This window comes from Streptomyces sp. NPDC088553 (assembly GCF_044752965.1).
Classification (GTDB): domain Bacteria; phylum Actinomycetota; class Actinomycetes; order Streptomycetales; family Streptomycetaceae; genus Streptomyces.
On record NZ_JBIVMG010000003.1, the window covers coordinates 47,832 to 71,150 of the forward strand.

Annotated in this window: 23 protein-coding genes; 11 read left to right on the top strand and 12 right to left on the bottom strand. The window is 73.0% G+C overall.

Annotation, left to right across the window (positions count from 1 at the left end; genetic code table 11):
- Window positions 1–125 precede the first annotated feature (125 nt).
- Window positions 126–395, bottom strand: a complete 270-nt coding sequence (locus tag ACIP8Z_RS09640) for a hypothetical protein (RefSeq protein ID WP_402080972.1) — start codon at window positions 393–395, stop codon at window positions 126–128.
- A 44-nt stretch (window positions 396–439) separates the two neighbouring features.
- Window positions 440–1,474, bottom strand: coding sequence for a LacI family DNA-binding transcriptional regulator (locus ACIP8Z_RS09645; protein ID WP_402080975.1), 1,035 nt, complete (start codon window positions 1,472–1,474; stop codon window positions 440–442).
- A gap of 154 nt (window positions 1,475–1,628) precedes the next feature.
- Here ACIP8Z_RS09645 and ACIP8Z_RS09650 point away from each other — a divergent pair, with 154 nt between their 5' ends.
- From ACIP8Z_RS09650 to ACIP8Z_RS09665, 4 genes are all read left to right on the top strand, one after another.
- Window positions 1,629–2,891, top strand: a complete 1,263-nt coding sequence (locus ACIP8Z_RS09650; protein ID WP_402080977.1) for an MFS transporter — start codon at window positions 1,629–1,631, stop codon at window positions 2,889–2,891.
- Between the two features lie 42 nt (window positions 2,892–2,933).
- Window positions 2,934–3,641, top strand: coding sequence for an alpha/beta fold hydrolase (locus ACIP8Z_RS09655; RefSeq protein ID WP_402080978.1), 708 nt, complete (start codon window positions 2,934–2,936; stop codon window positions 3,639–3,641).
- A gap of 14 nt (window positions 3,642–3,655) precedes the next feature.
- Window positions 3,656–3,886 (top strand): hypothetical protein, encoded by a 231-nt coding sequence (locus ACIP8Z_RS09660; RefSeq protein ID WP_266971690.1) that lies wholly within the window; start codon window positions 3,656–3,658, stop codon window positions 3,884–3,886.
- A gap of 83 nt (window positions 3,887–3,969) precedes the next feature.
- Window positions 3,970–5,385, top strand: coding sequence for an SPFH domain-containing protein (locus ACIP8Z_RS09665; RefSeq protein ID WP_402080981.1), 1,416 nt, complete (start codon window positions 3,970–3,972; stop codon window positions 5,383–5,385).
- A 165-nt stretch (window positions 5,386–5,550) separates the two neighbouring features.
- On the opposite strand, the gene ACIP8Z_RS09670 is transcribed toward ACIP8Z_RS09665, so the two are convergent.
- Window positions 5,551–5,721 carry a hypothetical protein gene (locus tag ACIP8Z_RS09670; protein WP_167346832.1) on the bottom strand — a complete coding sequence of 57 codons (171 nt, stop codon included), beginning with the start codon at window positions 5,719–5,721 and terminating at the stop codon, window positions 5,551–5,553.
- A gap of 77 nt (window positions 5,722–5,798) precedes the next feature.
- Window positions 5,799–6,632, bottom strand: coding sequence for a TIGR02452 family protein (locus ACIP8Z_RS09675; protein ID WP_402080984.1), 834 nt, complete (start codon window positions 6,630–6,632; stop codon window positions 5,799–5,801).
- 227 nt (window positions 6,633–6,859) lie between these two features.
- On the opposite strand from ACIP8Z_RS09675, the gene egtA reads away from it, so the two are divergent.
- Genes egtA through egtD form a run of 4 tightly spaced genes read left to right on the top strand, consistent with a single transcriptional unit; the run spans window position 6,860 to window position 11,155 of the window.
- Window positions 6,860–8,119 carry an ergothioneine biosynthesis glutamate--cysteine ligase EgtA gene (egtA, locus tag ACIP8Z_RS09680; RefSeq protein WP_402080987.1) on the top strand — a complete coding sequence of 420 codons (1,260 nt, stop codon included), beginning with the start codon at window positions 6,860–6,862 and terminating at the stop codon, window positions 8,117–8,119.
- The gene (egtB, locus tag ACIP8Z_RS09685) at window positions 8,116–9,441 is read left to right on the top strand and encodes an ergothioneine biosynthesis protein EgtB (RefSeq protein ID WP_402080990.1); all 1,326 of its coding nucleotides are present in this window, start codon (window positions 8,116–8,118) and stop codon (window positions 9,439–9,441) included. The genes egtA and egtB overlap by 4 nt, the downstream gene beginning before the upstream one ends.
- Window positions 9,441–10,193 (top strand): ergothioneine biosynthesis protein EgtC, encoded by a 753-nt coding sequence (gene egtC, locus ACIP8Z_RS09690; RefSeq protein ID WP_402080993.1) that lies wholly within the window; start codon window positions 9,441–9,443, stop codon window positions 10,191–10,193. The genes egtB and egtC overlap by 1 nt, the downstream gene beginning before the upstream one ends.
- A complete protein-coding gene (gene egtD / locus ACIP8Z_RS09695) occupies window positions 10,190–11,155 on the top strand; it encodes an L-histidine N(alpha)-methyltransferase (RefSeq protein WP_402080996.1) in 966 nt (321 codons plus the stop codon). The genes egtC and egtD overlap by 4 nt, the downstream gene beginning before the upstream one ends.
- Here egtD and ACIP8Z_RS09700 read toward each other — a convergent pair.
- The 6 genes from ACIP8Z_RS09700 to ACIP8Z_RS09725 form a co-directional block, all read right to left on the bottom strand.
- A complete protein-coding gene (locus tag ACIP8Z_RS09700; RefSeq protein WP_402080998.1) occupies window positions 11,050–11,958 on the bottom strand; it encodes a lysophospholipid acyltransferase family protein in 909 nt (302 codons plus the stop codon). The genes egtD and ACIP8Z_RS09700 overlap by 106 nt on opposite strands.
- Window positions 11,955–12,824: a GNAT family N-acetyltransferase gene (locus ACIP8Z_RS09705; protein ID WP_402081000.1), complete on the bottom strand. Its 870-nt coding sequence runs from the start codon at window positions 12,822–12,824 to the stop codon at window positions 11,955–11,957. The genes ACIP8Z_RS09700 and ACIP8Z_RS09705 overlap by 4 nt, the downstream gene beginning before the upstream one ends.
- Window positions 12,825–12,962: 138 nt before the next feature.
- Window positions 12,963–14,210 (bottom strand): extracellular solute-binding protein, encoded by a 1,248-nt coding sequence (locus ACIP8Z_RS09710; protein ID WP_402082323.1) that lies wholly within the window; start codon window positions 14,208–14,210, stop codon window positions 12,963–12,965.
- A 299-nt stretch (window positions 14,211–14,509) separates the two neighbouring features.
- A complete protein-coding gene (locus ACIP8Z_RS09715) occupies window positions 14,510–14,725 on the bottom strand; it encodes a dodecin (RefSeq protein ID WP_402081002.1) in 216 nt (71 codons plus the stop codon).
- Between the two features lie 106 nt (window positions 14,726–14,831).
- Entirely contained in the window at window positions 14,832–15,356 is a 525-nt protein-coding gene (locus ACIP8Z_RS09720) for a GNAT family N-acetyltransferase (protein ID WP_402081005.1), read from the bottom strand.
- Window positions 15,356–15,847 (bottom strand): hypothetical protein, encoded by a 492-nt coding sequence (locus tag ACIP8Z_RS09725; RefSeq protein ID WP_402081008.1) that lies wholly within the window; start codon window positions 15,845–15,847, stop codon window positions 15,356–15,358. The genes ACIP8Z_RS09720 and ACIP8Z_RS09725 overlap by 1 nt, the downstream gene beginning before the upstream one ends.
- A 99-nt stretch (window positions 15,848–15,946) precedes the next feature.
- Between ACIP8Z_RS09725 and ACIP8Z_RS09730 the strand changes: the two genes are divergently transcribed.
- A complete protein-coding gene (locus ACIP8Z_RS09730; protein WP_402081010.1) occupies window positions 15,947–16,981 on the top strand; it encodes an LLM class flavin-dependent oxidoreductase in 1,035 nt (344 codons plus the stop codon).
- Window positions 16,982–17,034: 53 nt separating this feature from the next.
- Window positions 17,035–19,395: an ATP-binding cassette domain-containing protein gene (locus ACIP8Z_RS09735; protein ID WP_402081013.1), complete on the top strand. Its 2,361-nt coding sequence runs from the start codon at window positions 17,035–17,037 to the stop codon at window positions 19,393–19,395.
- A 120-nt stretch (window positions 19,396–19,515) separates the two neighbouring features.
- Here ACIP8Z_RS09735 and ACIP8Z_RS09740 read toward each other — a convergent pair whose 3' ends face one another.
- On the bottom strand, window positions 19,516–20,343 hold the full coding sequence (locus ACIP8Z_RS09740; RefSeq protein ID WP_402081016.1) for a tyrosinase family protein: 828 nt from the start codon (window positions 20,341–20,343) through the stop codon (window positions 19,516–19,518).
- A 23-nt stretch (window positions 20,344–20,366) separates the two neighbouring features.
- On the bottom strand, window positions 20,367–20,759 hold the full coding sequence (locus ACIP8Z_RS09745; protein WP_402081017.1) for a tyrosinase cofactor: 393 nt from the start codon (window positions 20,757–20,759) through the stop codon (window positions 20,367–20,369).
- Between the two features lie 343 nt (window positions 20,760–21,102).
- Here ACIP8Z_RS09745 and ACIP8Z_RS09750 point away from each other — a divergent pair, with 343 nt between their 5' ends.
- Window positions 21,103–23,313: a protein kinase gene (locus ACIP8Z_RS09750; RefSeq protein ID WP_402081020.1), complete on the top strand. Its 2,211-nt coding sequence runs from the start codon at window positions 21,103–21,105 to the stop codon at window positions 23,311–23,313.
- Window positions 23,314–23,319: the final 6 nt, after the last annotated feature.

A 23,319-nucleotide genomic window follows, 5' to 3' on the forward strand; every position in this document is an offset into this window, starting at 1 on the left:
GAACGACTCTGTTCGCCTGGTGACAGGACTTTCGCCCCGCACACTCACGTCTTGGCGCGCGCGCAGAGTCTCTGCCCGTCGGACCGCCCTGTCAACGGGCCCCCTTCAAGGCAGGACGCCCCAGGTCAGTCGCGTCCCGCCGGGCGGGCGAGGGCCGTGAGGCCGTAGTCGAGCTCCCGCCCGTCGACGAGCAGCGCCTCCACGGTGCGCGTCTCGGGGTCGATGTCGGCCCTGATGCCGTGGCCCTCGTAGATCGGATATCCCGACTCGCCGTACCGCCCGGTGGCCTCCACGACGGCGGTGCGCACGGCGCTGTCCGTCACGGCGGCGCCGCCCCGGTCCTCGACGTGCGCGGGCACCAGCAGGATCTCGAAACGCTGCGGAACTGTGCTCATGGATCGACGCTAAGCGCTCGGCCGCCCGCTCGCCGGGCGGCCGGTCAGCTGGACTCGCGCCGGACGACCTGCGAGGCGAGGAGCGCGCGGGTGCGGGGCGGGACCTCCGGCTCCCGGACGGCCCGGTCGACCAGCTCCGCGAGTTCACGTCCGAGCACCATGTCGATCCGTACGGTGCTGAGCCGGGGCCGCAGGAGCCGGCCGAGCAGCAGATCGTCCGCGCCGACGACGGCGACCTCCTCCGGCACGGCCAGGCCTGCGTCCTGGAGCGCCCGCATCAGGAGCATCGCGTACTCGTCGTTGTAGGCGAAGACGGCGTCGAGGCCGAGCTCCCGCCAGCGCGCCGCGAGTTCGTCCGCCGACTCCTCGTCGTAACGAAGCGGCAGGGGTACGACGGTGGCGTCGGTGCCGTGGACCGCGCGCCGCGCGCCGTCGAGGCGGGGGCCGGAGAACATCGCGAGGCCCGGCTCCTCGGGGATGACGACGCCGATCCGGCGGCGGCCGCTCTCCACGAGGTGGGCGGTGGCCACCTCGCCCACCCGTCCCTGGTCCATGACGAGGGCGTGGGTGCCTTCGACGCCCTGGGTGCCGAGGGTGATCACGGCCCGCGCCCCGGACCTCTTGAGGATCTCGACGCCCTGCCCGGTCAGCTGGACCTCGCCGAGCGAGACCACGGCCACCGGCCGGAGCTCGGCCCAGGCACGGGCGGCCTCCTCGGCCTCCAGGCCGACGCTGCCGTACTGGACCACCGTGTAGTCGAGGCGCCGCAGGGCCCACTGGAACTCGTTGAAGAACTGGCTGTACAGCGGTCCGACCGGCACGTGAGAGGTCGGCAGCAGCACCATCCGGCTGTGGCCGGCCCGCAGGCTGCGGGCGGCCGCGTGCGGCACGTACCCCAGCTCCTCGGCCGCCTCGCGCACCCGGCGGCGGGTGGGCTCGCTGATGCGGACGGCCGAGGTGTTGTTCAGGACGTACGAGACGGTGGCCCGGGAGACGCCCGCGAGACGGGCGACATCGGCGCTGGTCGGGACCGCGCGCCCGACGGGGCGTTCGGGGGTGTGTTCGGTTGGCTGACTCATCGCTTCGGCATCTTTCCAGAACAATCCGGCCCGGGGTCTGGCGGATGGCCGGAAACGGGTGCTACACAATGCTCACACGTGTCACTGACACGTGTAACTAACTCGTTCGATCCGCTTCTCGCCCCTCTTCGGGCGATCTCCCCAGGAGGGCACCGTGGCCCTTTCCTCCCCCGGCTCCACCACCTCGGGCACCGGCGATCCGGGTACCGGCTCCGCCGCGGCCGGCCGGCCGACCCGAGGCCTGCTGCCCCTGCTCCTCGTCGGCAACACCGCGATGTACGCCCTGTACATCGGCGTCCCCGGACTGCTCCTCGCGCTCCAGATCGAGGAGATCGACCCGGCCGGCAAGGTGGCGAACTTCGGCCTCGTCTCCGGCATATCCGCGATCTTCGCCACCGTCTTCAACCCGGTGGCGGGCGCCCTCTCGGACCGCTCGGGCCGCCGCAACCCGTGGATCCTCGCCGGCGGTCTGCTCGCGCTGCCCGTGATGCTGCTCCTCGGCAGCGTCCACACGATCCTGCTGGTGACCATCGCCTGGTGCCTCGGCCAGGCCGTCATGAACATCTACCAGGCGGCCCTGACCTCCGTGGTGCCCGACCGGGTCCCCATGGCCGCCCGCGGCAAGGCCTCGGCGGCCGTCGGCCTCGGACTCCCCGTCGGCTCGACGATCGGCGCCCTGGTCGGCGCCGCCTTCTCCGAGGACTACCGCACCGGCTATCTCGTCTTCGGCGCGATCGTCGCGGCCACCGCCGTGCTCTTCACGGCCTGCGCCCGGGAGCGGCGCATGCCCGCGAAGGCCCCGCTGCCCGTGAAGGAGCAGCTCGCGGCCTTCGGCAGCGCGCTCGAGGACCACGACTTCCGCTGGGCCTTCATCGGCCGCGCCCTGCTGGTCCTGGGCTATTTCGCGGTGGCCGGGTTCCAGCTGTACATCCTCAAGGACCACACCGAGCTGCCCGCCGGGCTGAGCCCCGAGGAGGCGGTGGCGATCCTCATGCCGCTCGACGCGGTCGCCATGGTGGTCTCCACCGTGCTGGGCGGCTGGCTGTCGGACCGCTTCGACCGGCGCAAGCTCTTCGTGGGCGCCTCCGCCGCGCTGGCCGCCGTCGCCCTGCTGATCCCGGCCGTCTCGACGAGCTGGACGGCGATGCTGGCCTTCTCCGCGGTCAACGGCCTCGGCTTCGGCTGCTACATGGCCGTCGACACCGCACTGGTGACCATGGTGCTGCCGAAGGCCGAGGACGCCGCCCGTGACATGGGCGTCCTCAACGTCGCCAACGCCGGGCCGCAGATCATCGCCCCCTTCGTGGCCTCGCTCGTCGTCTCGCTCAGTGGCGGGTACACGGCACTCTTCTTGATCGCCGCCGTACTGTCGGTACTCGGCGCGCTCGCCGTGCGCCCCATCCGCAGCGTGCGCTGACCCCGGCCGGCGCCCGCCCCGCACCGTCAGAAAGGCCGCACCGTGCGTCTGCACACGACCACTTGGGGTTCGGGCGACCGGATCGCCCTGCTCGTCCACGGCCTCATGGCCGACCACCGCACCTGGCGGCGGGTCGGCCCGGCGCTCGCGGAGCGCGGCTACCGGGTGATCGCGGTGGACCTGCGGGGGCATGGGCGGAGCGGGCGGGCCTCCGGGCCGGCGGAGTACCGGCCGGAGGACCACGCCGCCGATCTCGTGGAAACCCTTCCGGCCGGTGCGGAGTTGGCGGTCGGGCACTCGCTCGGCGGGCTCGTGCTCGCCCGGGCGGTGGAGCGCCTGACGCCGGCCCGGGCGGTGTACTCCGACCCGGCCTGGCACCTGGCGGCCGGCCCCTGCGGCTACCGGGCCGAGCTGTTCGTCCGGGGCAAGGCGATGACCCGGGAACAGATCAAGGGGTTCAACCCGCACTGGCCGGACGAGGACGTCGACGTGGAGATGGCGTCGGTCCGGGACTGGGACGAGCGGACGGCGCACGGCCTCACGGCGTTCGTGGGCGTCGACATGTGGCCGGTCCGGCCCGTGGTGCCCTCGCTCGTCACCCTCGCCGATCCGAGCACGCTGGTGCGGCCGGAGCACGCCCGGATGCTGGCGGACCGCGGATTCGCGCTCCGCACGGTGGAGAAGGCGGGTCACACGATCCACCGGGACGACTTCGACGGGTTCATGTCCGCGCTGGACGACTGGATCTGACGTACCGTTCAGCCATGGACGACGCGTCGATGGACTCCTCGATGGTGGGACTGCTCGGCCGGGTGACCGGCACCGTCGGGCCCGGTCTCGTCGGTGAGGTGATCGTCCGGATCCGGGGCGGTGCCGAGCACTTCCTCGCCCATCCGGCCTCCCCGAAGGAGCGGATCGGCGTCGGAACGGTGGTGATGGTCATGGAACATCTCCCTCCACGCACCGTCTATGTCACAGCCGCGTACGACAGTTGACGCAACCGTTGAGCGGCGCCGGTCGCGGGCGCACACTCCCTTCACCGGATCCGCACCGGCTCCGGTGAAGGGGGACCATGTCCATGGGCATCGGTATTCTCGCGGGCGCCGTCGTCGGCGCCTTCGCCGTTCTCATCATCGTCTTCAAGATGATGTGGCGCGTCGCGGAACCCAACGAGGCGCTGATCATCTCCGGCTCCAACCACAAGAACGAAGGTCTCGGCGCGGGCATGGGGTTCCGCATCGTCACCGGGCGCGGCACGCTCGTCCTGCCGGGCGTGCAGGCGGTGCGCAAGCTCTCGCTCGACCTCAACGAGACCCAGCTGTCCGTCGAGTGCGTCACCCACCAGGGCATTCCGCTGAAGGTCCGGGGTGTGGTGATCTTCAAGGTCGGTGACGACTTCGTGTCGATCGCCAACGCCGCACGCCGCTTCCTCGACCAGCAGAAGCTGATGAGCGAGCGGGTGCACATCGTCTTCGCCGGTCACCTCCGCGCCATCGTCGGCGGGTTGACCGTGGAGGACATGATCCGTGACCGGGAGAAGCTGACCGGGCAGGCGCGTTCGGCCTGTGGCACGGAGATGGAGAAGCTCGGTCTGATCGTCGACTCGCTGCAGATCCACGAGATCGAGGACCCGACCGGGTACATCAAGAACCTGGCCGCCCCGCACGCGGCCGCCGTCCAGCGGGACGCGCGGATCGCGCAGGCCGAGGCCAACCGACGGGCGACCGAGGCCGAGCAGCAGGCAGCGGCACGCATGTCGGAGGCGACCCGGGACAGCGAGATCCTCCAGGCGGGCTACCAGGCCGAGCGGGACCAGGCGTCCGCGAAGGCCCGGCAGGCCGGTCCGCTGGCGGAGGCGGCCTCGCGCCAGGAGGTCGTCGTCCAGGAGACCCGGGTGGCGGAGCTGGAGGGCCACCGCAAGGAGCAGCAGCTCCAGGCGGAGGTCCGCAAGCCGGCCGACGCGATGGCGTACGAGACCCGGACGCTGGCCGCGGCCGAGCGTGACGCCCGGATCTCGGCGGCCGAGGCCGACGCGAAGGAGACCGAGCTGGCGAGCGCGGCCAAGGCGACGGCGACCCGGCTCACCGGTGAGGCGGAGGCGGCGGCGCAGCACGCCAAGGGGCTCGCGATCGCGGAGGCGACGCGGGCGAAGGGTCTGGCGGAGGCCGAGTCGATCAAGGCCCGTGCGGCGGCGCTCGCGGAGAACCAGGAGGCCGTCGTCGCGCAGCAGCTGGCTGAGAAGTGGCCGGAGATCGTCTCCGCGGGCGCCTCGGCGTTCGGGAACGTGGACCAGATGGTGCTGCTCAACGGCGCCGACGGCATGGCGGACGTGTTCGCCAAGGCGCTGACCATGGGCGGGACCGGTCTGGGTCTGGCCCGGCAGCTGCTCTCCACGATGAACCCGGCCGCTCAGGAGCGGCTGGGCACGGGGGTGCCTCCGGCGCCGCGGGCGGCGGAGGCGAGCGTCGAGATCACGGTCGGCGACGGGGAGTAGCCGGCGTTCGGCAGGAGGGACACGGGGCGGGGCCCGGTGCCGTGACGGCGCCGGGCCCCGGCCTCGTACCCCTGTCGGCTCCCCGCCTCGCTCCGCGCCCGCCCGGTGGGGCCGAACGCGGCCGTGACCACACTCAGGTGGGGCCGAACTCAGCCGTGACCGCGCTCAGTTGTGGCCGAACTTCCGCTCCTTGCGGTGCGACGCGTGCTCCACCAGGGGCATCGACGTCTCGCTCTTGGGAGCCGCCGAGGTCTGTTCCTTCGTGGTCGCCTCGGTGCGGTGCTCATGGCCGCCGGTACGGGCTCCCCGGTTCGTCCGGGTCTGTTTCTTGCCCACGATCGTGCCTCCCGTGACGGGTGTCGGACGGTGGTCCGTATCCCCTCAGCCTGGCACGGGCGTCCGGGCACCGCATGTCAGACGGCGGCCGCCCCGACGACCCGGGCGAAGGCGGCCAGGGTCGGTGTGCCGGGGGCGCGGTCCAGTACGGCGAAGACGATCTCCTCGAAGTGGCCGGCGAAGCGGCCGTCCCCGGTGAGCAGCGCCGTGAAGGCGCCGGCGACCTGTTCGGGGTCGTTCTGGAAGACGCCGCAGCCCCAGGCGCCGAGCACGAGCCGGCGGTAGCCGGCCGCGGCGGCCGTCTCCAGGACCCGCTCGGCACGGGAGGCGAGGGCGCCCGGCAGGCGGTCGACGAGGGCGGGGGTGCGGCGGCGGAGGACGCCGGCGTTGGGCGCGGGCGAAGTGAGGAAGCCGACGGTGAAGGGCTGGGCGAGGAGGGCGCCGCGGTCGTCGCGGAAGACCGGTACGCGCGGCGAGTGGATGACCCGGTCGGTGTAGAGGACGTCGCGGTCCTCGCGGTGGTGCGCGTAGTAGCCGGGGGCGCGGAGCAGGGTGGCGTGGAGGGCGGAGGAGCGGCAGAGCGCCTCCTCCTGGGCCTGGGCGCCGTTGAGGTAGCCGCCGCCGGGGTTGCGGGCGGAGGCGAAGTTCAGGACGGCCACGGGGCGGGTCGCGTCGGCGGCGGTCATCCGCCGGGCGGCGGCGAGGCTGCTCTCGCCGGTGACGTCGAGGATGGGCGTCCTGTCGGTGTCGGGGGTGACCGTGACGGGCTCGGGGCCGTGGAGTCGAGTTCCGGCCAGGGCGGCGGCCAGGTCTTCGGCGAGGGAGACGGTACGGCCGTCGGGGGCCTGGTAGTGGCCTGCGGCAACGATCTCCTCGGTCTGCCGCGCGATCGCGCGCAGTCGTGCACTCATGGCCTCAGGATGATCGTTTCGTCCCGGCCCGGGCAACGGAATTTCCCGGGATCCGGCCGGGTCCCGGCAGGAGCTGCCCCCGGCGGTTTCCGGCCGGACGGGGGCGCGGGGGGCGCGTTCGGCGGGTTCGGGGCGCTCTTGCACGCCGCTCGGCGGTGGCTTTAGGTGGAAGCAGAACTTCCCGGGGCCGGTCCTGACGACCGGCCTGACGACCAGGAGGTGTACGGATGTCGTCCAGCGGCATACGGAGCGGCGAACCCCCTCTCGCCGAGGCGGAGGCGGAGGAACTGCTGCGATGTATCTGCTTCAAGACCGGCCCGCCCCGCACCGTGGGGGTGGAGCTGGAATGGCTCGTGCACGAACTGCGTGACCCCCGGCTCCCCGTCCGCCCGCCGAGGCTCGCTACGGCCCTCGACACCGTACGGTCCCTGCCGCTGGTGTCGTCCCTGACCTTCGAACCCGGCGGGCAGCTGGAGCTCAGCTCGCGCCCGGCCGGTTCGCTCATGGAATGTCTCGACTCACTCGCCGCCGACCTCCGGGCGGTTCGGTCGGCGCTCGGACCGCTCGGCCTCACCCTCAGCGGATACGGGGTGGACCCCTGGCACTCCCCGCGCGGCCGGGTGCTCCACGAGCCGCGGTACGACGCCATGGAGGCCGCGCTCGACCGGACAGGACCCGCCGGCCGGGCGATGATGTGCGACTCGGCGTCGGTGCAGATCTGCCTGGACGCGGGCCTTGAGGAGCCGGGGCCGCTCGGCTACCACCGGCGCTGGCAGCTCGCCCATCTCCTCGGTGCGGTGCTCGTGGCGGCCTTCGCCAACTCCCCGGTGCACGAGGGCCGTCGCACCGGCTGGCGCTCGACGCGGCAGGCCCTGTGGACGGACCTCGACCCCCGCCGGACCCTCGCCCCCCTGCCGGACGGGGAGCCGCGCGCCGAGTACGCGGCCCACGTCCTGGACACCCCGGTGCTGTGCGTACGGGCCGACGAGGGGCCCTGGACCGTGCCGGAGGGGATGACCTTCCGCGACTGGCTGCGCTCGGGACAGCCCCGGCCGGCCGACGCCGACGACCTGCGGTACCACATGACGACGCTCTTCCCGCCGGTGAGGCCGCGCGGCCATCTGGAACTGCGGATGGTCGACGCGCAGCCGGGCCCGGACGGGTGGATGGTGCCGGTGGCCGTGACGACGGCGGTGTTCGAGGACCCGGAGGCGGCGGAGACCGTCTACCGCGCGGTGAAGCCCCTCGCGGAACGGGCCGGCTCCGCCCCCGCCCCGCGCAACCCGCTCTGGCTGGCGGCGGCCCGTGACGGCCTGGCCGACCCCGAGCTGCACGCCACCGCCCTCACCGTGTTCGCCGCCGCCCTTGAGGCGCTGCCCCGGATCGGGGCGAGCGAGGAGGTGCGGCGGGCCGTCGCCGCCTTCCACGAGCGGTACGTGATCCCCGGGAGCTGCCCGGCCGACGACCTGGAGGTGCTGACGTCATGACGGAGACCCGGACCGAGCTGGGCCCCGAGGCCCTGCGCCGGCACGCCCTGGACGCCCTGACCGCGGCGCGGGCCCGTACCGCGCTGCTCACCTCCTGCGTCGAGGACGGGGAACTCACCGCCCAGCACTCCCCCTTGATGTCTCCGCTGGTCTGGGACCTGGCGCACATCGGCAACCAGGAGGAGCTGTGGCTGTGGCGGGCCGTCGGCGGGCAGGAGGCGCTGCGGCCCGAGATCGACTCGCTCTACGACGCCTTCGAGCACCCGCGGTCCGCCCGCCCCTCGCTTCCGCTGCTCGCGCCGGGCGAGGCCCGGACCTACGCGGCGGACGTACGGCTGCGAGTACTGGACGTACTGGAGCGCGCCGAGTTCAACGAGCGGCCGCTGCTCCGCGCCGCGTTCGCCTTCGGTCTCGTCGCCCAGCACGAACAGCAGCACGACGAGACGATGCTGATCACCCATCAGCTGCGGAAGGGGCCCGCGGCGCTGACCGCTCCCCCGCCGCCACCCCTGCGGAGCGGCCCGCTTCCCGCCGAAGTCCTCGTCCCCGGTGGCCCGTTCACCATGGGCACCTCGGAGGAGCCGTGGGCGCTGGACAACGAGCGGCCGTCGCACGTGCGGGTCGTACCCGCCTTCCACATCGACACCGTGCCGGTCACCAACGGCGCCTATCTGGCCTTCATGGCCGACGGCGGCTACTCGGACCAGCGCTGGTGGCGGCCCGAGGGCTGGGCGCAGATCAGGGAGCACGGCATCGCGGCCCCGCTGTTCTGGCGCCGGGACGGAGCCCAGTGGCTGCGCCGCCGGTTCGGGGTGACCGAGCCGGTGCCGGAGGACGAGCCGGTCCTGCACGTGAGCTGGTACGAGGCGGACGCGTACGCGCGCTGGGCGGGCCGGCGGCTGCCGACCGAGGCCGAGTGGGAGAAGGCCGCCCGGTACGACCCGGAGACCGGGCGCTCGCGCCGCTATCCGTGGGGTGACGCCGACCCGGGCCCCGAGCACGCCAACCTCGGCCAGCGGCATCTGCGTCCGGCGGCCGCGGGCAGCTACCCGGAGGGCGCGTCGCCGCTCGGCGTACGGCAGTTGATCGGTGACGTGTGGGAGTGGACGGCGAGCGACTTCCTGCCGTACCCGGGCTTCACCGTGTTCCCGTACAAGGAGTACTCGGAGGTGTTCTTCGGCCCCGACCACAAGGTGCTGCGCGGCGGTTCCTTCGCCGTCGACCCGGTCGCCTGCCGGGGCACCTTCCGCAACTGGGACCTGCCGGTGCGCCGCCAGATCTTCTCCGGCTTCCGTACGGCCCGCAGCGCGGAGCTCGACTGATGTGCCGTCATATCGCCTTCGTGGGCGAACCGGTGGCGCTGGGCGAGCTGCTCGTCCGGCCCGGGCACGCCCTGCTGCGCCAGTCCTGGGAGCCCCGTGCGCAGACCAGCGGCGTGGTGAACGCCGACGGGTTCGGGGTGGGCTGGTACGCCGAGGGTGATCCGGTGCCGGCCCGGTACCGGCGCTCCGGCCCCATCTGGGGCGACCTCTCCTTCGCGGACCTGGCCCGGGTGGTGCGCTCCCGGGCGCTGCTCGCCGCGGTGCGTGGGGCGACCCTGCCGGGCGCCGACGGGGAGGCCGCCGCGGCGCCGTTCGCCGCCGGGCCCTGGTTGTTCAGCCACAACGGCGCCGTCAGGGGCTGGCCGGGCTCGCTCGCGCCGCTCGCCGCGACCCTCCCGGCCGGCGAACTGCTCGGGCTGGAGGCCCGGACCGACTCGGCGCTGCTCTGGGCACTCGTCCTGCACCGGCTGCGGTCCGGCGACGCGCCGGGCCCCGCCCTGGCCGACACGGTGCGGGAGGTCGCCGAGGCGGCCCCCGGCTCCGGTCTCACCCTGCTGCTCACCGACGGCTCGCTGATCGCCGCGACCGCCTGGGAGAACAGCCTCTGGTACCTGACAGGTCCCGACCGGGTGGTCGTGGCCTCCGAACCCTACGACGACGATCCGCGCTGGCGGGAGGTCCCCGGGCACACGCTCGTGACCGCCACCCGTGCCGACGTCACCCTCACCCCGCTCAAGGAGCCGTCCGCGTGAGCCCGTTCCAGCTGACCCGTACCCTCGCCCCGGACGCCGCCGGCGCCGATCTGCGCGCCGACGTCCTCCACGGGCTCAACCGCTCCCCGAAGGAGCTGCCGCCGAAGTGGTTCTACGACGCCCGGGGCAGCGAGCTCTTCGAGGAGATCACCCGGCTGCCCGAGTACTACCCGACCCGGGCCGAGCGGGAGATCCTGAAGGCGCGGGCGCCGGAGATCGCCGCCGCCACCGGGGCAAGGACCCTGGTGGAGCTGGGCTCCGGATCCTCGGAGAAGACCCGGTTCCTGATCGACGCGCTGCTGCCCGGCCTGGACAGCTATGTACCGGTGGACGTGAGCGAGTCCGCGCTGACCGGGGCCGCGGAATCCCTGCTCGCCGAGCGCCCGGGGCTGCACGTGCACGCGCTCGTCGCCGACTTCACCCGGGGGCTCGCGCTGCCCGGGACGCCGGGGCCGCGGCTGGTGGCCTTCCTCGGCGGCACCATCGGCAATCTGCTGCCCGGCGAGCGGCGGACCTTCCTCCGCTCCGTACGGGCGATGCTCACGCCGGGCGACGCGCTGCTGCTCGGTACGGACCTGGTGAAGGACGAGTCGACGCTGGTCGCCGCGTACGACGACTCGGCCGGCGTGACGGCCGCCTTCAACAAGAACGTGCTCGCGGTGATCGACCGGGAGCTGGGCGCGGACTTCGACCCCGACGCCTTCGACCACGTGGCGGTGTGGGACCGCGAGCGGGAGTGGATCGAGATGCGGCTGCGGGCCCGCCGCGCGCTGACCGTGAAGATCCCGGAGCTGGATCTCGTGGTGCCGTTCGCGGCGGGCGAGGAGATGCGGACGGAGGTGTCCGCGAAGTTCCGTCAGGCGGGCGTCCGGACCGAGCTCGCGGAGGCGGACCTCGACCTCGAACGCTGGTGGACCGACAGCGAGGGCAGGTTCGCGCTGTCACTGGCCACCGCGCGCTGAGCGGCGGCCGCCAGGGCGCGGCGGTCCGGGTACAGGGCTCCGGGGAGGGGCTCCCGGAGCCGGACGACGGCGGTGAGCCGGCGGGTGGTGACGACCCGCCACAGTGAGGAGCCGAGCGGGTCGGCCCCGACGTACGCGGCGGCGTCCGTGGGCCGGTAGTCGATCCGTACCGGCTGCACGGCGCAGCCGGCGTCGAGGGCGGCCTGGAACGCGGCCGGGCGGAACCGGCCGCGTTCCCGTCCGCACCAGGTCGAGCCCTCGGGGAAGACGACCACACGGCCGCCGCCCGCGAGCACCCCGGCCATGGTCCGTACGGTGCCGGGCAGGGCCATGATCCCTTCCCGGTCGATGAAGAGGGTGCCGCCGAGCGCGGCGAGCGTGCCGAGGACGGGCCAGCGGCGCACCTCCGACTTGGCGACCGTGCGGCCGGGCAGGACGGCGGCGATCAGCGGTACGTCGAGCCAGGAGACGTGGTTGGCGACGACGAGGAGCGGGCCGTCGGCCGGGGCGGCCGCTCCCTCGTACCGGACGTGGACGCCGAAGGCGCGGACCACCGCCCGCGTCCAGTACCGGACGAGGGTGAGCCGGGTGGCGGCCGGGAGGAGGCCGGCCGGCAGTGCGAGGAGGAGGCCGAGGAGGACGGTGCCGAGTCCGGCGATCAGCCGGACCACGGCCCGGACGGCCCCGGCCCGGTCCGCCTCGGCGCCGCGCCGGCGGTGGGCGGACCCGGGATGGGCGGCGCAGTGGCCCGGCGTGCAGGGCGCCGTGGGGAGCCACGGCGAGAGGGCCGTGGTCCCGTTCACCGTGCCGGGGCGAGCGAGAGGAAGTGGTTGAGGTAGCGCGGGTTGGTCCGGCGCAGCGAGAGCAGGACGTAGAGGTCGGCGACGCCGAAGTCGGGGTCGTGCGCGGGGGCGCCACAGACCCAGGCGCCGAGCCGGAGGTAGCCGCGGAGCAGCGGCGGCAGCTCGGTGCGGCCCTCGGGGCGGGTGATGCCTTCGGGGCTCCAGAGCTTGTGCGGGGTGACCCAGTACTCCTCGGGGGCGAGGTGCTTGGCCTTGACGGTGTCCCAGGTGGCCGCGGCGAGGGTGCCGCCGTCGGCGAGCGGGAGCGAGCAGCAGCCGGCGAGCCAGTTGTGGCCGGTGTTCGTCATGTAGCGGGCGAGTCCGGCCCAGATGAGGGCGATGACGGCGCCGTTGCGGTGGGCGGGGTGGACGCAGGAGCGCCCAACCTCGACCAGGTCGTGCCGGATCGGGGCGAGCCGGGTGAGGTCGAACTCGCTCTCGGAGTAGAGGCGCCCGGCGACGGCGGCCCGGTCGGGCGGCAGGATGCGGTAGGTGCCGACGATCTCGCCGGTGGTCTCCTCCCGTACGAGGAGGTGGTCGCAGTACGCGTCGAAGGCGTCGATGTCGAGGCCGGGCTCCGGGCCGTCGAGCTGGGCGCCGAGTTCGCCGGCGAAGACCTGGTGGCGCAGCCGCTGGGCGGCGCGGACGTCCTCCTGGTCGCGGGCGAGCCCGACGAGGTAGCGGGGGGTGGGCTCCTCGGCCGGGGTCTGCGGCCCCGCCTGCTCGGCGAGGGCCCTGGGCGCGGGCTGCTCGACGAGAAGCTGGGGCTGGGCGGGTACGGCGAGCGGCTGAGCGGGGACGGCGAGCGTGGGGGTCGGTGCGGCCATGTCGGGTTCCTCCGGCGTACGGAAGGGGAAGGGGCGGCGCCGGACCGTGTGAGCGGTGGCCCGGCTCCTTACTTCTTCCGTGACCGGCTGGATTCGACATGACCGTCCGGGGACCCGCGGGTGTGGAGGCGCTGAATGCTATTCGGCGAGGGTGTCCGTGATCTCGGCCGAGGCCAGCCTGGCGGCCTTCAGCGGGTCCTCGCCCTGGAGGACGGCCGTCATGTAGGGCTTGATGGGGTTGTCGGCCTCGACGTCGGCCCACTGCGGGGAGTTGGGGGTGGCGCGGCCGCGCGCGGCGCCCCTGGCCATGGCGGCGGTGGCCTCCTGGCCGGCGACGACGGAGGCGAGGCCCTTCTTGTTGGGCACGTATCCCATGGTGCGGGCGAGGTCGGTCTGCCACTTCTCGCCGGCGAGCGCCTTGACGACGTCGAGGGCGGCGCCGCGCTGGGGTGCGTTCTCCGGGATGATGAGGTCGGAGCCGCCGGTGAAGACGGCGCAGGGCTGGCCCGCCTTGGCGCCGGGTATCGGGAAGTAGCCGAGCTTGTCCTTGAGGGCCGGGTTGGCCTTGATGATCGCGGCGACGGCGCTGGGCGCGGCGATGAGCTGGGCCACGTCGCCCTTGGCGAAGACGTCGGCCTGCGGCGGGTTCTGCTCGTCGGCGTCCTTGGGGCCGGAGCCGAGGGACTGGAGTTCCTTGTAGTAGGCCATGCCGCGCCGGGCCGCCGGGCTCTCCAGCGCACCGGTCCATTCGCCGCCCTTGTCGGTGGCGAGTTCGCCGCCCTCGTCCCAGATGAAGCCGGCGAGGGTGTACCAGTCCTGGCCGGCGAGGTAGATGCCCTGAGAGCCCTTGCTGTTGAGCTTCTCGGTGTCGGCGAGCCACTGGGCGCGGGTGGCCGGTGGCTTGTCGATGCCGGCGTCGGCGAACAGGTCCTTGTTGTAGATGACGATGCGGTTCGCCGCGTACCAGGGGATGCCGTACTGGGATCCGCCGATGCTGCCGGGCTCGGCGAGGCCGGGCAGCCAGTCCTCGCTGCCGAGGTCGCGGACCGACTCCAGGGTGAGGTCGAAGAGCTTCTCGGTGTCGGCGTACTGGGCGACCTGGGTGTTGCCGACCTCGATGACGTCGGGTCCGCCGGTGCCCTGGATGGCCTCGGTGACCTTCTTTCCGATGCCGGTCCACTCCTGGATGGTGACCTGGAGTTCGACGCCGTCGTGCTCCTCCTCGTACGCCTCGGTGAAGCGGTTGAGGAAGTCCTCGCTGACGCTGTCCCGCATGAGCCAGATGTTGACGGTCTTCGTCCCACCGCCGCCCGGGAGCATCCCGCAGCCGGCGAGGGCGAGCGCTGTGGCGGCTGCCAGGGGGCAGGCCAGATGGCGGTTCTTCACGTAGGTCACCTTCTGCGGGTTCAGCACAGGGTCGTGCGTGCATGGGGGGGCTGACCCGACATGGGGGGACCGAACGGGGTGTTCGCGCGGGTATGTGGCCTGGATTCTGGTCTGGACCAACGGGATGGTCAAGTCCTTGACCATCCCGTTCCGCACCGCGAGCGCACCATGCGTTCCGTTACCTCAGGTAACTCCCCATCGGTGACCTTTGATCCGCTGTGTGCGTCCGAGAGGAAGCACGACAAAGCCCCCGAACGACGCCTGAGGCATCGTCGGGAGCTTCGGACGAAGGGCGGGCCCTAGGTGGGCTCCTCCAGGCGGAAGCCGACCTTCATGCCCACCTGGAAATGGGCGACCTGCCCGTCCTCGACGTGACCGCGGATCTCGGTGACCTCGAACCAGTCGACCGAGCGCAGCGTTTCGCAGGCGCGGGTGATCCCGTTCCGGATGGCGGTGTCGACGCCTTCCGAGGACGACCCGACGATCTCCGAGACGCGGTAGACGTGATCTCCCATGGCGGCCTCTCCTTCGCGTTCCGACTCCATCCACACTGCACGGAACCGGAGACCGCCGCGAGTCGAGCTGGACCGCGCTCCCGCGTCGCAACGGGGTCGCATGGCGTCACATCGGCCGGGAATGCAGTCGGACCGGCCCCTCGGGCCACCGGCTTCCCGTCCGGAGCGGGAACCACATCGTGCGCAGGGGCATCGTCGCCGGGCCGTCGGGCTGCTCCACCTCCACCTCGCCCTCCACACCGTTCCAGCCGAGCCGCGCGTAGAGGCCGGAAACCTCCGGGCGGCAGAACAGCAGCGCGAACTCGGGCCCCAGCGTTCGCGCATGCGCGAGGGCACCGCGCACCACCCGCGCGGCAAGCCCGCGGCCCCGCTGGTCCGAGGCGACGGCGACCCCTCCGAGACCCACCACGTCCATCCGGATCCCACCGACCGACAGGGGGAGCACGAGGAGCCCCGCGTGGGCGAGGAGCCGCCCGTCCGCCCTGATCCCGAAGTGGTGCTCCTTGGGCAGCCAGACCAGACCCCACGCGTCCACCCCGAACGGGTCGGCGGCATCCCCGAAGATCTCCGAACGGTCGTAGGCCGCCAGCCGCACCACCGCCGGTGCCCCGGCGGACCGCTCCGCGCCCATCAGGTCCGGCCCTCCTTCTCCTGGGCGTCCCTCAGCTCCTCGGAGGGGGCCGCCCACCGGGCGCGTACGACGGGGAAGCCGGCCTCCTCGGCCGCGTCGCAGACCAGCATGTCGTCGTCGACGAGCATCCTGATCGCGCGGTCGGCGCCCAGCCGCCGCAGGATCTCCACCTTGGTCACCCGGGCCGGGCGGAAGTCCCGGTCGCGTCGCATGTGGACCGGCCCCTCCGGGAGCCCCTGCGCGGCCAGCCAGGCCAGGGTGTCCTTGCGGCAGCGCTCCGGGCGTCCGGTCAGATAGACGACATCACACGCCTCGGCCGCCTCCCGGCACAGCGCGATCCCCTCGTCCAGCGGGGGATCGTCGGGCGCCGCCGCGAAGAAGGCGTCCCAGTCCTTGGGGCGCCGCTCCAGGAAGTGCTGGCGGTGGGCGGTCGCGGCGAGCGTGTTGTCGAGGTCGAAGACGGCCAGGGGCCGGTGCTTGTCGGCTGTCACCCGGCCCAGCCTAGGGGGGTGGACGCAGGCGGCACCCCGACGGTGTGGATCAAGAGCGTGCTACGGGAATCCCTCCCCGTCCCGAACGTTGAACCCCTTGTGAGCATCTTTCCCGGCGACATCCGTTTCTCCGTCCTCGATCGCTCCCGCACCCGGGAGGGCGAGGAGGCCCCCCAGGCGCTGCGCGACACCGTGCGCCTCGCCCAGGAGGTGGAGGCCCTCGGCTACCACCGCTTCTGGGTGTCGGAGCACCACAGCGTGCCCGGGGTCGCCGGTTCCGCGCCGACGGTCCTCGCGGCCGCCGTGGCCGCCGCCACGACGGACATCAGGGTCGGTACCGGCGGGGTGATGCTCCCCAACCACCAGCCCCTGGTCGTGGCCGAGCAGTTCGGCGTCCTGGAGTCCCTCTTCCCCGGCCGGATCGACATGGGCGTCGGCCGCTCGGTCGGCTTCACCGACGGCATCCGCCGAGCGCTCGGGCGGGACAAGGACGACGCCGACCGCTTCGGGGAACAGCTCGACGAGCTGCTCGGCTGGTTCACCGGCGAGCAGACCGCCCACCCGCAGGTGCACGCCCGGCCCGCCGAGGGGCTGCGGGTCCCGCCCTTCGTCCTGGCGACCGGCGAGGGCGCGTCGATCGCCGCGGCGGCCGGGCTGCCGCTGGTCATCGGCGACCTCCGCGGCCGGGACCGGCTGCTCACCGCCGTCGAGACGTACCGCTCCGCGTTCCGCCCCTCCTCGTGGTCCGCCGAGCCGTACGTGGTGATCGCCGGGACGGTCGCGGTGGCCGGGACCGAGGCGGAGGCCGGGCGGCTGCTGATGCCGGAGGCCTGGTCGCTCGCCCACTCCCGGACGCGGGGTGTCTTCCCTCCGCTCGTCGCGCCCGAGGCGATCGAGGGGCTCACCATGACGGAGAAGCAGCGCGGCTTCTACGAGTCGGGGCTGAGCGGCCATGTGTACGGCACGGAGGAGCAGGTGGCCGAGGCGCTGGAGCGGGCGGTGAAGGAGACCGGGGCGCAGGAGGTCCTGGTCACCACGAGCACGTACGACAGGGCGGCGCTGAGCGAGTCGTACCGGAGGCTCGCGAAGGCGGTCGGCCTCGCGCCGGGGACGCGGCGGTCGCTGCCCGCCTGACGCCACGGCCGCCCTGACCAGGCCGGAAGCGGCGTCAGGGATAAAATCACGTTATGCCCGAAAGCCACCATGATCCGTACGTCCGTGTCCGCGGCGCCCGTGAGCACAACCTCGCCGGGGTGGACGTCGACATCCCCCGCGACGCGCTCGTCGTCTTCACCGGGGTCTCCGGATCCGGCAAGTCCTCCCTGGCCTTCGGCACGATCTACGCGGAAGCCCAACGGCGCTACTTCGAGTCGGTGGCGCCGTACGCGCGGCGGCTGATCCATCAGGTGGGGGCGCCCGCGGTCGGTGAGATCACCGGGCTTCCGCCGGCGGTCTCCCTGGAGCAGCGCCGGTCCTCCCCGAACGCCCGCTCCTCGGTCGGTACGGTCACCACCCTCTCCAACTCCCTCCGCATGCTGTTCTCCCGGGCGGGTCGCTATCCGGAGGGCGCGGAGCGGCTCGACTCCGACGCCTTCTCCCCCAACACGGCGGCGGGCGCCTGCCCTTCGTGTCACGGTCTCGGCCGTGTCCACGACACGAGCGAGGAACTCCTCGTACCTGACCCTGATCTGTCGATCCGTCAGGGCGCCATCGCCGCCTGGCCCGGCGCCTGGCAGGGGAAGAACCTGCGGGACGTCCTCGACACGCTCGGGTACGACGTCGACCGGCCGTGGCGCGAGCTCGACCCGAAGGACCGGGAGTGGATCCTGTTCACGGACGAGCAGCCGGTCGTCACGGTCCATCCGGTACGGGACGCCGACCGCATCCAACGCCCCTACCAGGGCACGTACATGAGTGCCCGGCGCTATGTCCTGCGGACCTTCTCCGACTCGAAGAGCCCGACGCTGCGGGCGAAGGCCGAGCGCTTCCTCAGCAGCGCGCCCTGCCCGGTCTGCGGCGGCGGGCGGCTGCGGCCGGAGGCGCTCGCGGTGACGTTCGCCGGCCGGAGCATCGCCGACCTCGCGTCGCTGCCGCTGACGGCCCTGGCCGGACTCCTCTCCACCACGGCGGCGGAGGACGGGGAGACCGCGCGTGTCCTGACCGAGGACCTCGTCGGCCGGATCGCGACCGTGACCGAGCTCGGCCTCGGCTATCTCAGTCTGGACCGGGCCACCCCCACCCTCTCCAACGGCGAGCTGCAGCGGCTGCGGCTCGCCACCCAGCTGCGCTCGGGGCTCTTCGGCGTGGTGTACGTCCTGGACGAGCCCTCCGCCGGTCTGCACCCGGCCGACACGGAGGCGCTGCTCGTGGTGCTCGACCGGCTCAAGGCCGCCGGGAACTCCGTCTTCGTCGTCGAGCACCACCTCGACGTGATCCGGCACGCCGACTGGCTCGTGGACGTCGGGCCGCTCGCCGGGGTGCACGGCGGGCGGGTCCTGCACAGCGGGCCGCCGGGCGGACTCGCGGACGTCGAGGCGTCCGCGACCCGCCGCTTCCTCTTCGACCGGGAGCCCGGGCCCGCGCGGGAGGTGCGCGTACCGGCCGGGTGGCTGCGGACGGGGCCGGTGACCCGGCACAACCTGCGGTCGGTCGACGCGGCCTTCCCCGTCGGGGTGCTGACGGCGGTCACCGGCGTCTCGGGCTCGGGGAAGTCCACGCTCGTGGGCGCACTCACCGAGGAACTCTCCGGGGTGGGCCGTCTGGTGACGGTGGACCAGCGGCCGATCGGGCGCACCCCGCGCTCCAACCTGGCCACGTACACGGGCCTGTTCGACGTGGTGCGCAAGCTGTTCACGGAGACCGAGGAGGCGCGGGCACGCGGCTACAAGGCGGGCCGCTTCTCCTTCAACGTTCCCGGCGGCCGGTGCGAGACCTGCCAGGGCGAGGGGTTCGTCTCCGTCGAGCTGCTCTTCCTGCCCAGTACGTACGCGCCCTGCCCCGACTGCCACGGTGCCCGCTACAACCCCGAGACCCTTCAGGTGCGGCTGCGGGGCCTCACCATCGCCGAGGTCCTCGATCTCACCGTCGAGTCCGCCGCCGCGTTCTTCGAGGACACGCCCGCCGCCGCCCGGAGCCTGCGCGCCCTGCTCGACGTGGGCCTCGGCTATCTGCGGCTCGGGCAGCCCGCGACGGAGCTGTCCGGGGGCGAGGCGCAGCGCATCAAGCTCGCGTCCGAGCTCCAGCGGCCGCACCGCTCCCCCACGCTGTACGTCCTGGACGAGCCGACCACGGGCCTGCACCCGGCCGACGTCGAGGTCCTGATGCGGCAGCTCCACGGTCTCGTGGACGCCGGTCACTCGGTGATCGTCGTCGAGCACGACATGGACGTCGTCGCCACCGCGGACTGGGTGGTCGACCTCGGCCCGGGCGGTGGCGACGAGGGCGGCCGGATCGTGGCCGCGGGGCCCCCGGACCGGGTGGCGCGGACGGCGGAGAGCCGCACCGCGCCGTATCTCCTCCGTGCCCTGGGCCCCGCCGGCCGGAACTGAGGTCCGCCCGGCGGGATCAGGACGACGGAGCCGAGGGCCGGTCCTGCGGGGGCGGACCCACGGAGCCGAGGTCCGATCCGGCGGGATCAGGACGACGGAGCCGAGGTCCGCCCGGCCGGATCAGGCCGCCGTGTCGAAGGTGTAGTGGCGGGTGTGGTCCAGCATGTCCGCCGGAGTCACGTCGTTCCACGGGCGCATGGTGTCGCCGAGGTCGACGACGTTCGCGGTGCCCTTGGCCGGCAGGTACGGGGAGCGGGGGTGGCGGGCCTGCCAGTCGGCCCACAGCTTGTCGATGAAGGCGTGGTGCAGCCAGAACACGGGGTCGTTCGGGGAGACCCCGGTGCCCATCTGGCCGCCCACCCAGACGTGGACGCGGTTGTGGAGGTTCACACCGCGCCACCCTTCGAGGTGGTTGCGGAAGCCGTCCGACGAGCTGTTCCAGGGAGCCATGTCATAGGTCTCCATGGCGAGGACGGAGTCCACCTCGGCGCGGGTGGGGAGCTGGCGGCCGCCCGCGCCGAGATCGCGCCGCAGGTAGTCGCGGCCGTCGACGCGGACGGTGATCGTCCAGCGGTTGCCGCTGCGGGCGAACGGGCCGTCGAGCACCTGGCCGTCGCGGGCGCGCCCGGTGCCGCCGAGGAAGTCGGGCGCCCAGAGCGAGGAGCGGGAGGTGCGGTCGGCCGTCCAGTCCCAGTAGGGGAGGTTGACGGTCGGGTCGACGGACTGCAGCGCCCGCTCGAACTCGATGAGGAAGCGCCGGTGCCAGGGCAGGAACGACGGCGATCGGTGGCCGACGCGGTCGCCGTTGTCGGTGTCGCTCATGATGAAGGCGTTGTGCGTGGTGACGAAGGTGTCGTACCGCCCGGAGCGCTTGAGCTCCAGGAGGGCGTCGACGAAGCGCCGCTTCTCGTCGGCGGTGAGGGAGGCCTGGTTCTTGCGTACGGTCATGGTGGGTGCCGTTCCTGGATCGATCAGCCGAGGGTGAGGGGTACGAGCGGGGCGCCCTGGAGTTCGCGGACGGCCGCGCGGGCCAGCGACTTGGGCGTGGCGACGGGCTCGTAGTGGTTGATCACGCTGATCCAGGTGCCGTCGGCGTTCTGCATGACGTGCAGTTCCTCGCCGTCGATCGTCACGGAGTAGCCGCCTCCGTGGTGCCCCCCATGGTGACCTCCGCCGTGCGAGGGACCGCCCTGGATGCGGCGGCCCTGGTAGACCTCGTCGAAGGACGCCGGGGCCGGGCCTGCCGCGGGAGCGGCGGCTCGGGGAGCGTCGGCGAGGGCGGAACCGGCCAGGGCGAGGCCCGCGGCGGCCCCTGCGGCCCCTGCCGCGACGCCGAGAGCCCGGCGGCGGGTGATGCTGGACATGAAACCCCCAAATGGTCTGTGCGACCGGGGGTTTGGTCATATGCCCCCGGCAGTGCTCATCAGTACCCGGGGGTGCGGGCGGGGCGGAAATCGCCGGAGGCCGGTTGGCTGCGAAGTGGACAACATGCCACAAAATGTACAGAGTTGAACGGAGTTGATCTTGCTGTCCCAGCGGTCGACAGCGGCCCGACGCGAAGATCTTACGGAGAAAGTGATCGTTTCGTGAATGATCTTTCGATACGGGGTGCGCCGTGTGGCGGAGCCCACGCCCAGAGACTGTCCTGATCCGGACGCCGCCGCCCGGTACGCTCTCTCGCACACGAGGCTGGGGGACGGGGACGACGTGGCATTACGGGACAACGACCCGCGCCGGATCGGTGGGTACGACCTCCACGACCGGCTGGGAGCGGGCGGGATGGGAACCGTCTTCCTGGCGCGGGCCGACTCGGGGCGGCCCGTCGCGCTGAAGATCGTGCACGAACAGTTCGCCGCCGACCCGGAGTTCCGCACCCGGTTCCGCCAGGAGATTCGGGCGGCACGCCGCGTCAGTGGCGCGTTCACCGCGCCGGTCGTTGACGCGGACCCCGACGCCGCACGGCCGTGGATGGCGACGACATACGTCCCCGGGCGGACGCTCCGCTCCCTGATCGAGGCCGAAGGCCCACTGTCCGGGCCTGAGTTGCGCCTCCTCGCGGTGGGCCTGGTCGAGGCGCTCCGGGACATGCACCGGGTGAGGGTGATCCACCGAGACCTCAAGCCCGACAACGTCCTGCTCACGGAGGACGGCCCCCGCGTCATCGACTTCGGCATCTCTCGCGCAGCCGACCACCAGACGCTCACGGTCACCGGTCGCATTCTCGGTACGCCTCCCTTCATGTCCCCGGAACAACTGTCGACCCCGCACCGGGTGACCCCTGCGTCGGACGTCTTCTCGTTGGGCGCCGTCCTCGTCTACGCGACGACCGGCCGGGGCCCGTTCGACGCGGGTAGCCCGTACATGACGGCGTACAACGTGGTCCACGAGCCGCCGTCGGTGGCGGAACTCTCCGGGACCGTCCGGGAGATCGTCCAGTGGTGCCTGGCAAAGGAGCCGGGCGAACGCCCGGGGCCGGAGGACCTGCTGACGGCGTTCCGGGAGGCGCCGGACGAGGAGTGGGGCGCGCGGCCGGCCGCACCGGTGATCCCCTCGCCGCGTGGCGTCGCCGGCACCACGCCCGTCGCCCGGTCGCGGCGGCGCCGCCGGCCCGCCCTGGTGGCCTTGGCGACGGCGCTCGCCCTCCTGTCGGGGACGGGCGCGTACGTGTGGTGGCAGGACGGGTCCCCCTCGGGGACTCCGGACGCCGGCGGTCCGTCGGCCACGGCTTCGACGTCCCGCTCGCCCCAGGCGGGGAGGGTGCCGGACGCCTCCGTACTGGCGGCGGAGACGGCGTACACCCCGGTGTACGGGGGTGATCCCGGCACCACGCACGCCTACGCCGACTCCCCCGGGCGTCGGGCCGCGGGCTGGCGGGCATGGGCCGGGGGCGCCGGCACGGGGGCCTGCGTGTTCGTCGACGCGTCCCTGGTGTGCGTCGCACCGGACGACGCGGATGCCAAGGAGCGGCTCGTCCGGGTCGACGCGGCCACGGGGCGCACGATCTGGTCGGTCCCCACCGCCGTTGAGGACGGCGAGGCGCCGGTGGTCGTCGGCGAGACGGTGGTCATGTCGTCCACGGGCGGACTTCGCGCCTTCGCGCTCGCCGACGGCCGTGCGTCGTGGACCCGTTCGGAGGGGGACACGATCGGCCGCGTGACCGCGGCCGGGGGGAACGTCTACGGGACGACGTTCGACGGCACCGTGGTCTCGGTGGTCGCCTCCACGGGGAAGCCGCGGTGGGAAAGGCCGCACCTGGTCCAGGGGATCGCGTACCCCCGGGTCCGGGTCTCGGGGGGCCGCGTCCACGTGCTCACGGCCCTGGCGGGGGACACGGAGGCGCGGCGCGTCGTGAGCCTGCGGGCTGCGGACGGGTCGACCGCCGTGACGACGACCCTCGAACGGCCCTGCTCGCCGTGGGACCTGACGGTCCTTCCGGCACGCGGAACGAACAGCGACTTCTTCGTCTTCTGCCGGGGGTCCCGGGACGACGGCCGTCTTCTCCAGAGGTCCGGCGCGAAGCGCGCCGATCTTGACCTGGCGAACCGGGGGATCGCCACGGTCACCGTCGCCGACCGGGGCATGTACGGCGTGGTCACGGCGGGTCGCCCGGACCACTCGTTCGCCCAGCTGAGCGACACCGCCCCGGGCGGCCCGCTCTGGCAGCTGCCGCTGGGACTGGCCTGTGGACCCACGGACCCGCCGCCGGTCGTGACCGGCCAGCGGGCCTACGTCATCTGCGGTGCCGCAGGCGTCGTCGTCGACCTCACCCGGCACACCTTGGCCGCCCGTTTCGTACTGCCGGCGGGGGTCCGTACGGCGGGCACCGGAGACGCGGGGGTCCTCGTGGCCGGCGGGATCCTCTACGTCCAGACCGAGAACGGCTGGGCGTCCCTCGACCCCTACGCCACGCCCCTGTGATCCCGG

What these genes read in the sequence shown, in the direction of transcription:
- ACIP8Z_RS09735 (WP_402081013.1), top strand. Translation starts at nt 17,035, where the DNA reads ATGCCCGAAAGCCACCATGATCCGTACGTCCGTGTCCGCGGCGCCCGT.
- ACIP8Z_RS09705 (WP_402081000.1), bottom strand. Translation starts at nt 12,824, where the DNA reads ATGGCCGCACCGACCCCCACGCTCGCCGTCCCCGCTCAGCCGCTCGCC.
- ACIP8Z_RS09740 (WP_402081016.1), bottom strand. Translation starts at nt 20,343, where the DNA reads ATGACCGTACGCAAGAACCAGGCCTCCCTCACCGCCGACGAGAAGCGG.
- ACIP8Z_RS09745 (WP_402081017.1), bottom strand. Translation starts at nt 20,759, where the DNA reads ATGTCCAGCATCACCCGCCGCCGGGCTCTCGGCGTCGCGGCAGGGGCC.
- ACIP8Z_RS09715 (WP_402081002.1), bottom strand. Translation starts at nt 14,725, where the DNA reads ATGGGAGATCACGTCTACCGCGTCTCGGAGATCGTCGGGTCGTCCTCG.
- ACIP8Z_RS09660 (WP_266971690.1), top strand. Translation starts at nt 3,656, where the DNA reads ATGGACGACGCGTCGATGGACTCCTCGATGGTGGGACTGCTCGGCCGG.
- egtB (WP_402080990.1), top strand. Translation starts at nt 8,116, where the DNA reads ATGACGGAGACCCGGACCGAGCTGGGCCCCGAGGCCCTGCGCCGGCAC.
- ACIP8Z_RS09720 (WP_402081005.1), bottom strand. Translation starts at nt 15,356, where the DNA reads ATGGGCGCGGAGCGGTCCGCCGGGGCACCGGCGGTGGTGCGGCTGGCG.
- ACIP8Z_RS09675 (WP_402080984.1), bottom strand. Translation starts at nt 6,632, where the DNA reads ATGAGTGCACGACTGCGCGCGATCGCGCGGCAGACCGAGGAGATCGTT.
- ACIP8Z_RS09640 (WP_402080972.1), bottom strand. Translation starts at nt 395, where the DNA reads ATGAGCACAGTTCCGCAGCGTTTCGAGATCCTGCTGGTGCCCGCGCAC.
- ACIP8Z_RS09645 (WP_402080975.1), bottom strand. Translation starts at nt 1,474, where the DNA reads ATGAGTCAGCCAACCGAACACACCCCCGAACGCCCCGTCGGGCGCGCG.
- egtC (WP_402080993.1), top strand. Translation starts at nt 9,441, where the DNA reads ATGTGCCGTCATATCGCCTTCGTGGGCGAACCGGTGGCGCTGGGCGAG.
- egtA (WP_402080987.1), top strand. Translation starts at nt 6,860, where the DNA reads ATGTCGTCCAGCGGCATACGGAGCGGCGAACCCCCTCTCGCCGAGGCG.
- ACIP8Z_RS09665 (WP_402080981.1), top strand. Translation starts at nt 3,970, where the DNA reads ATGGGCATCGGTATTCTCGCGGGCGCCGTCGTCGGCGCCTTCGCCGTT.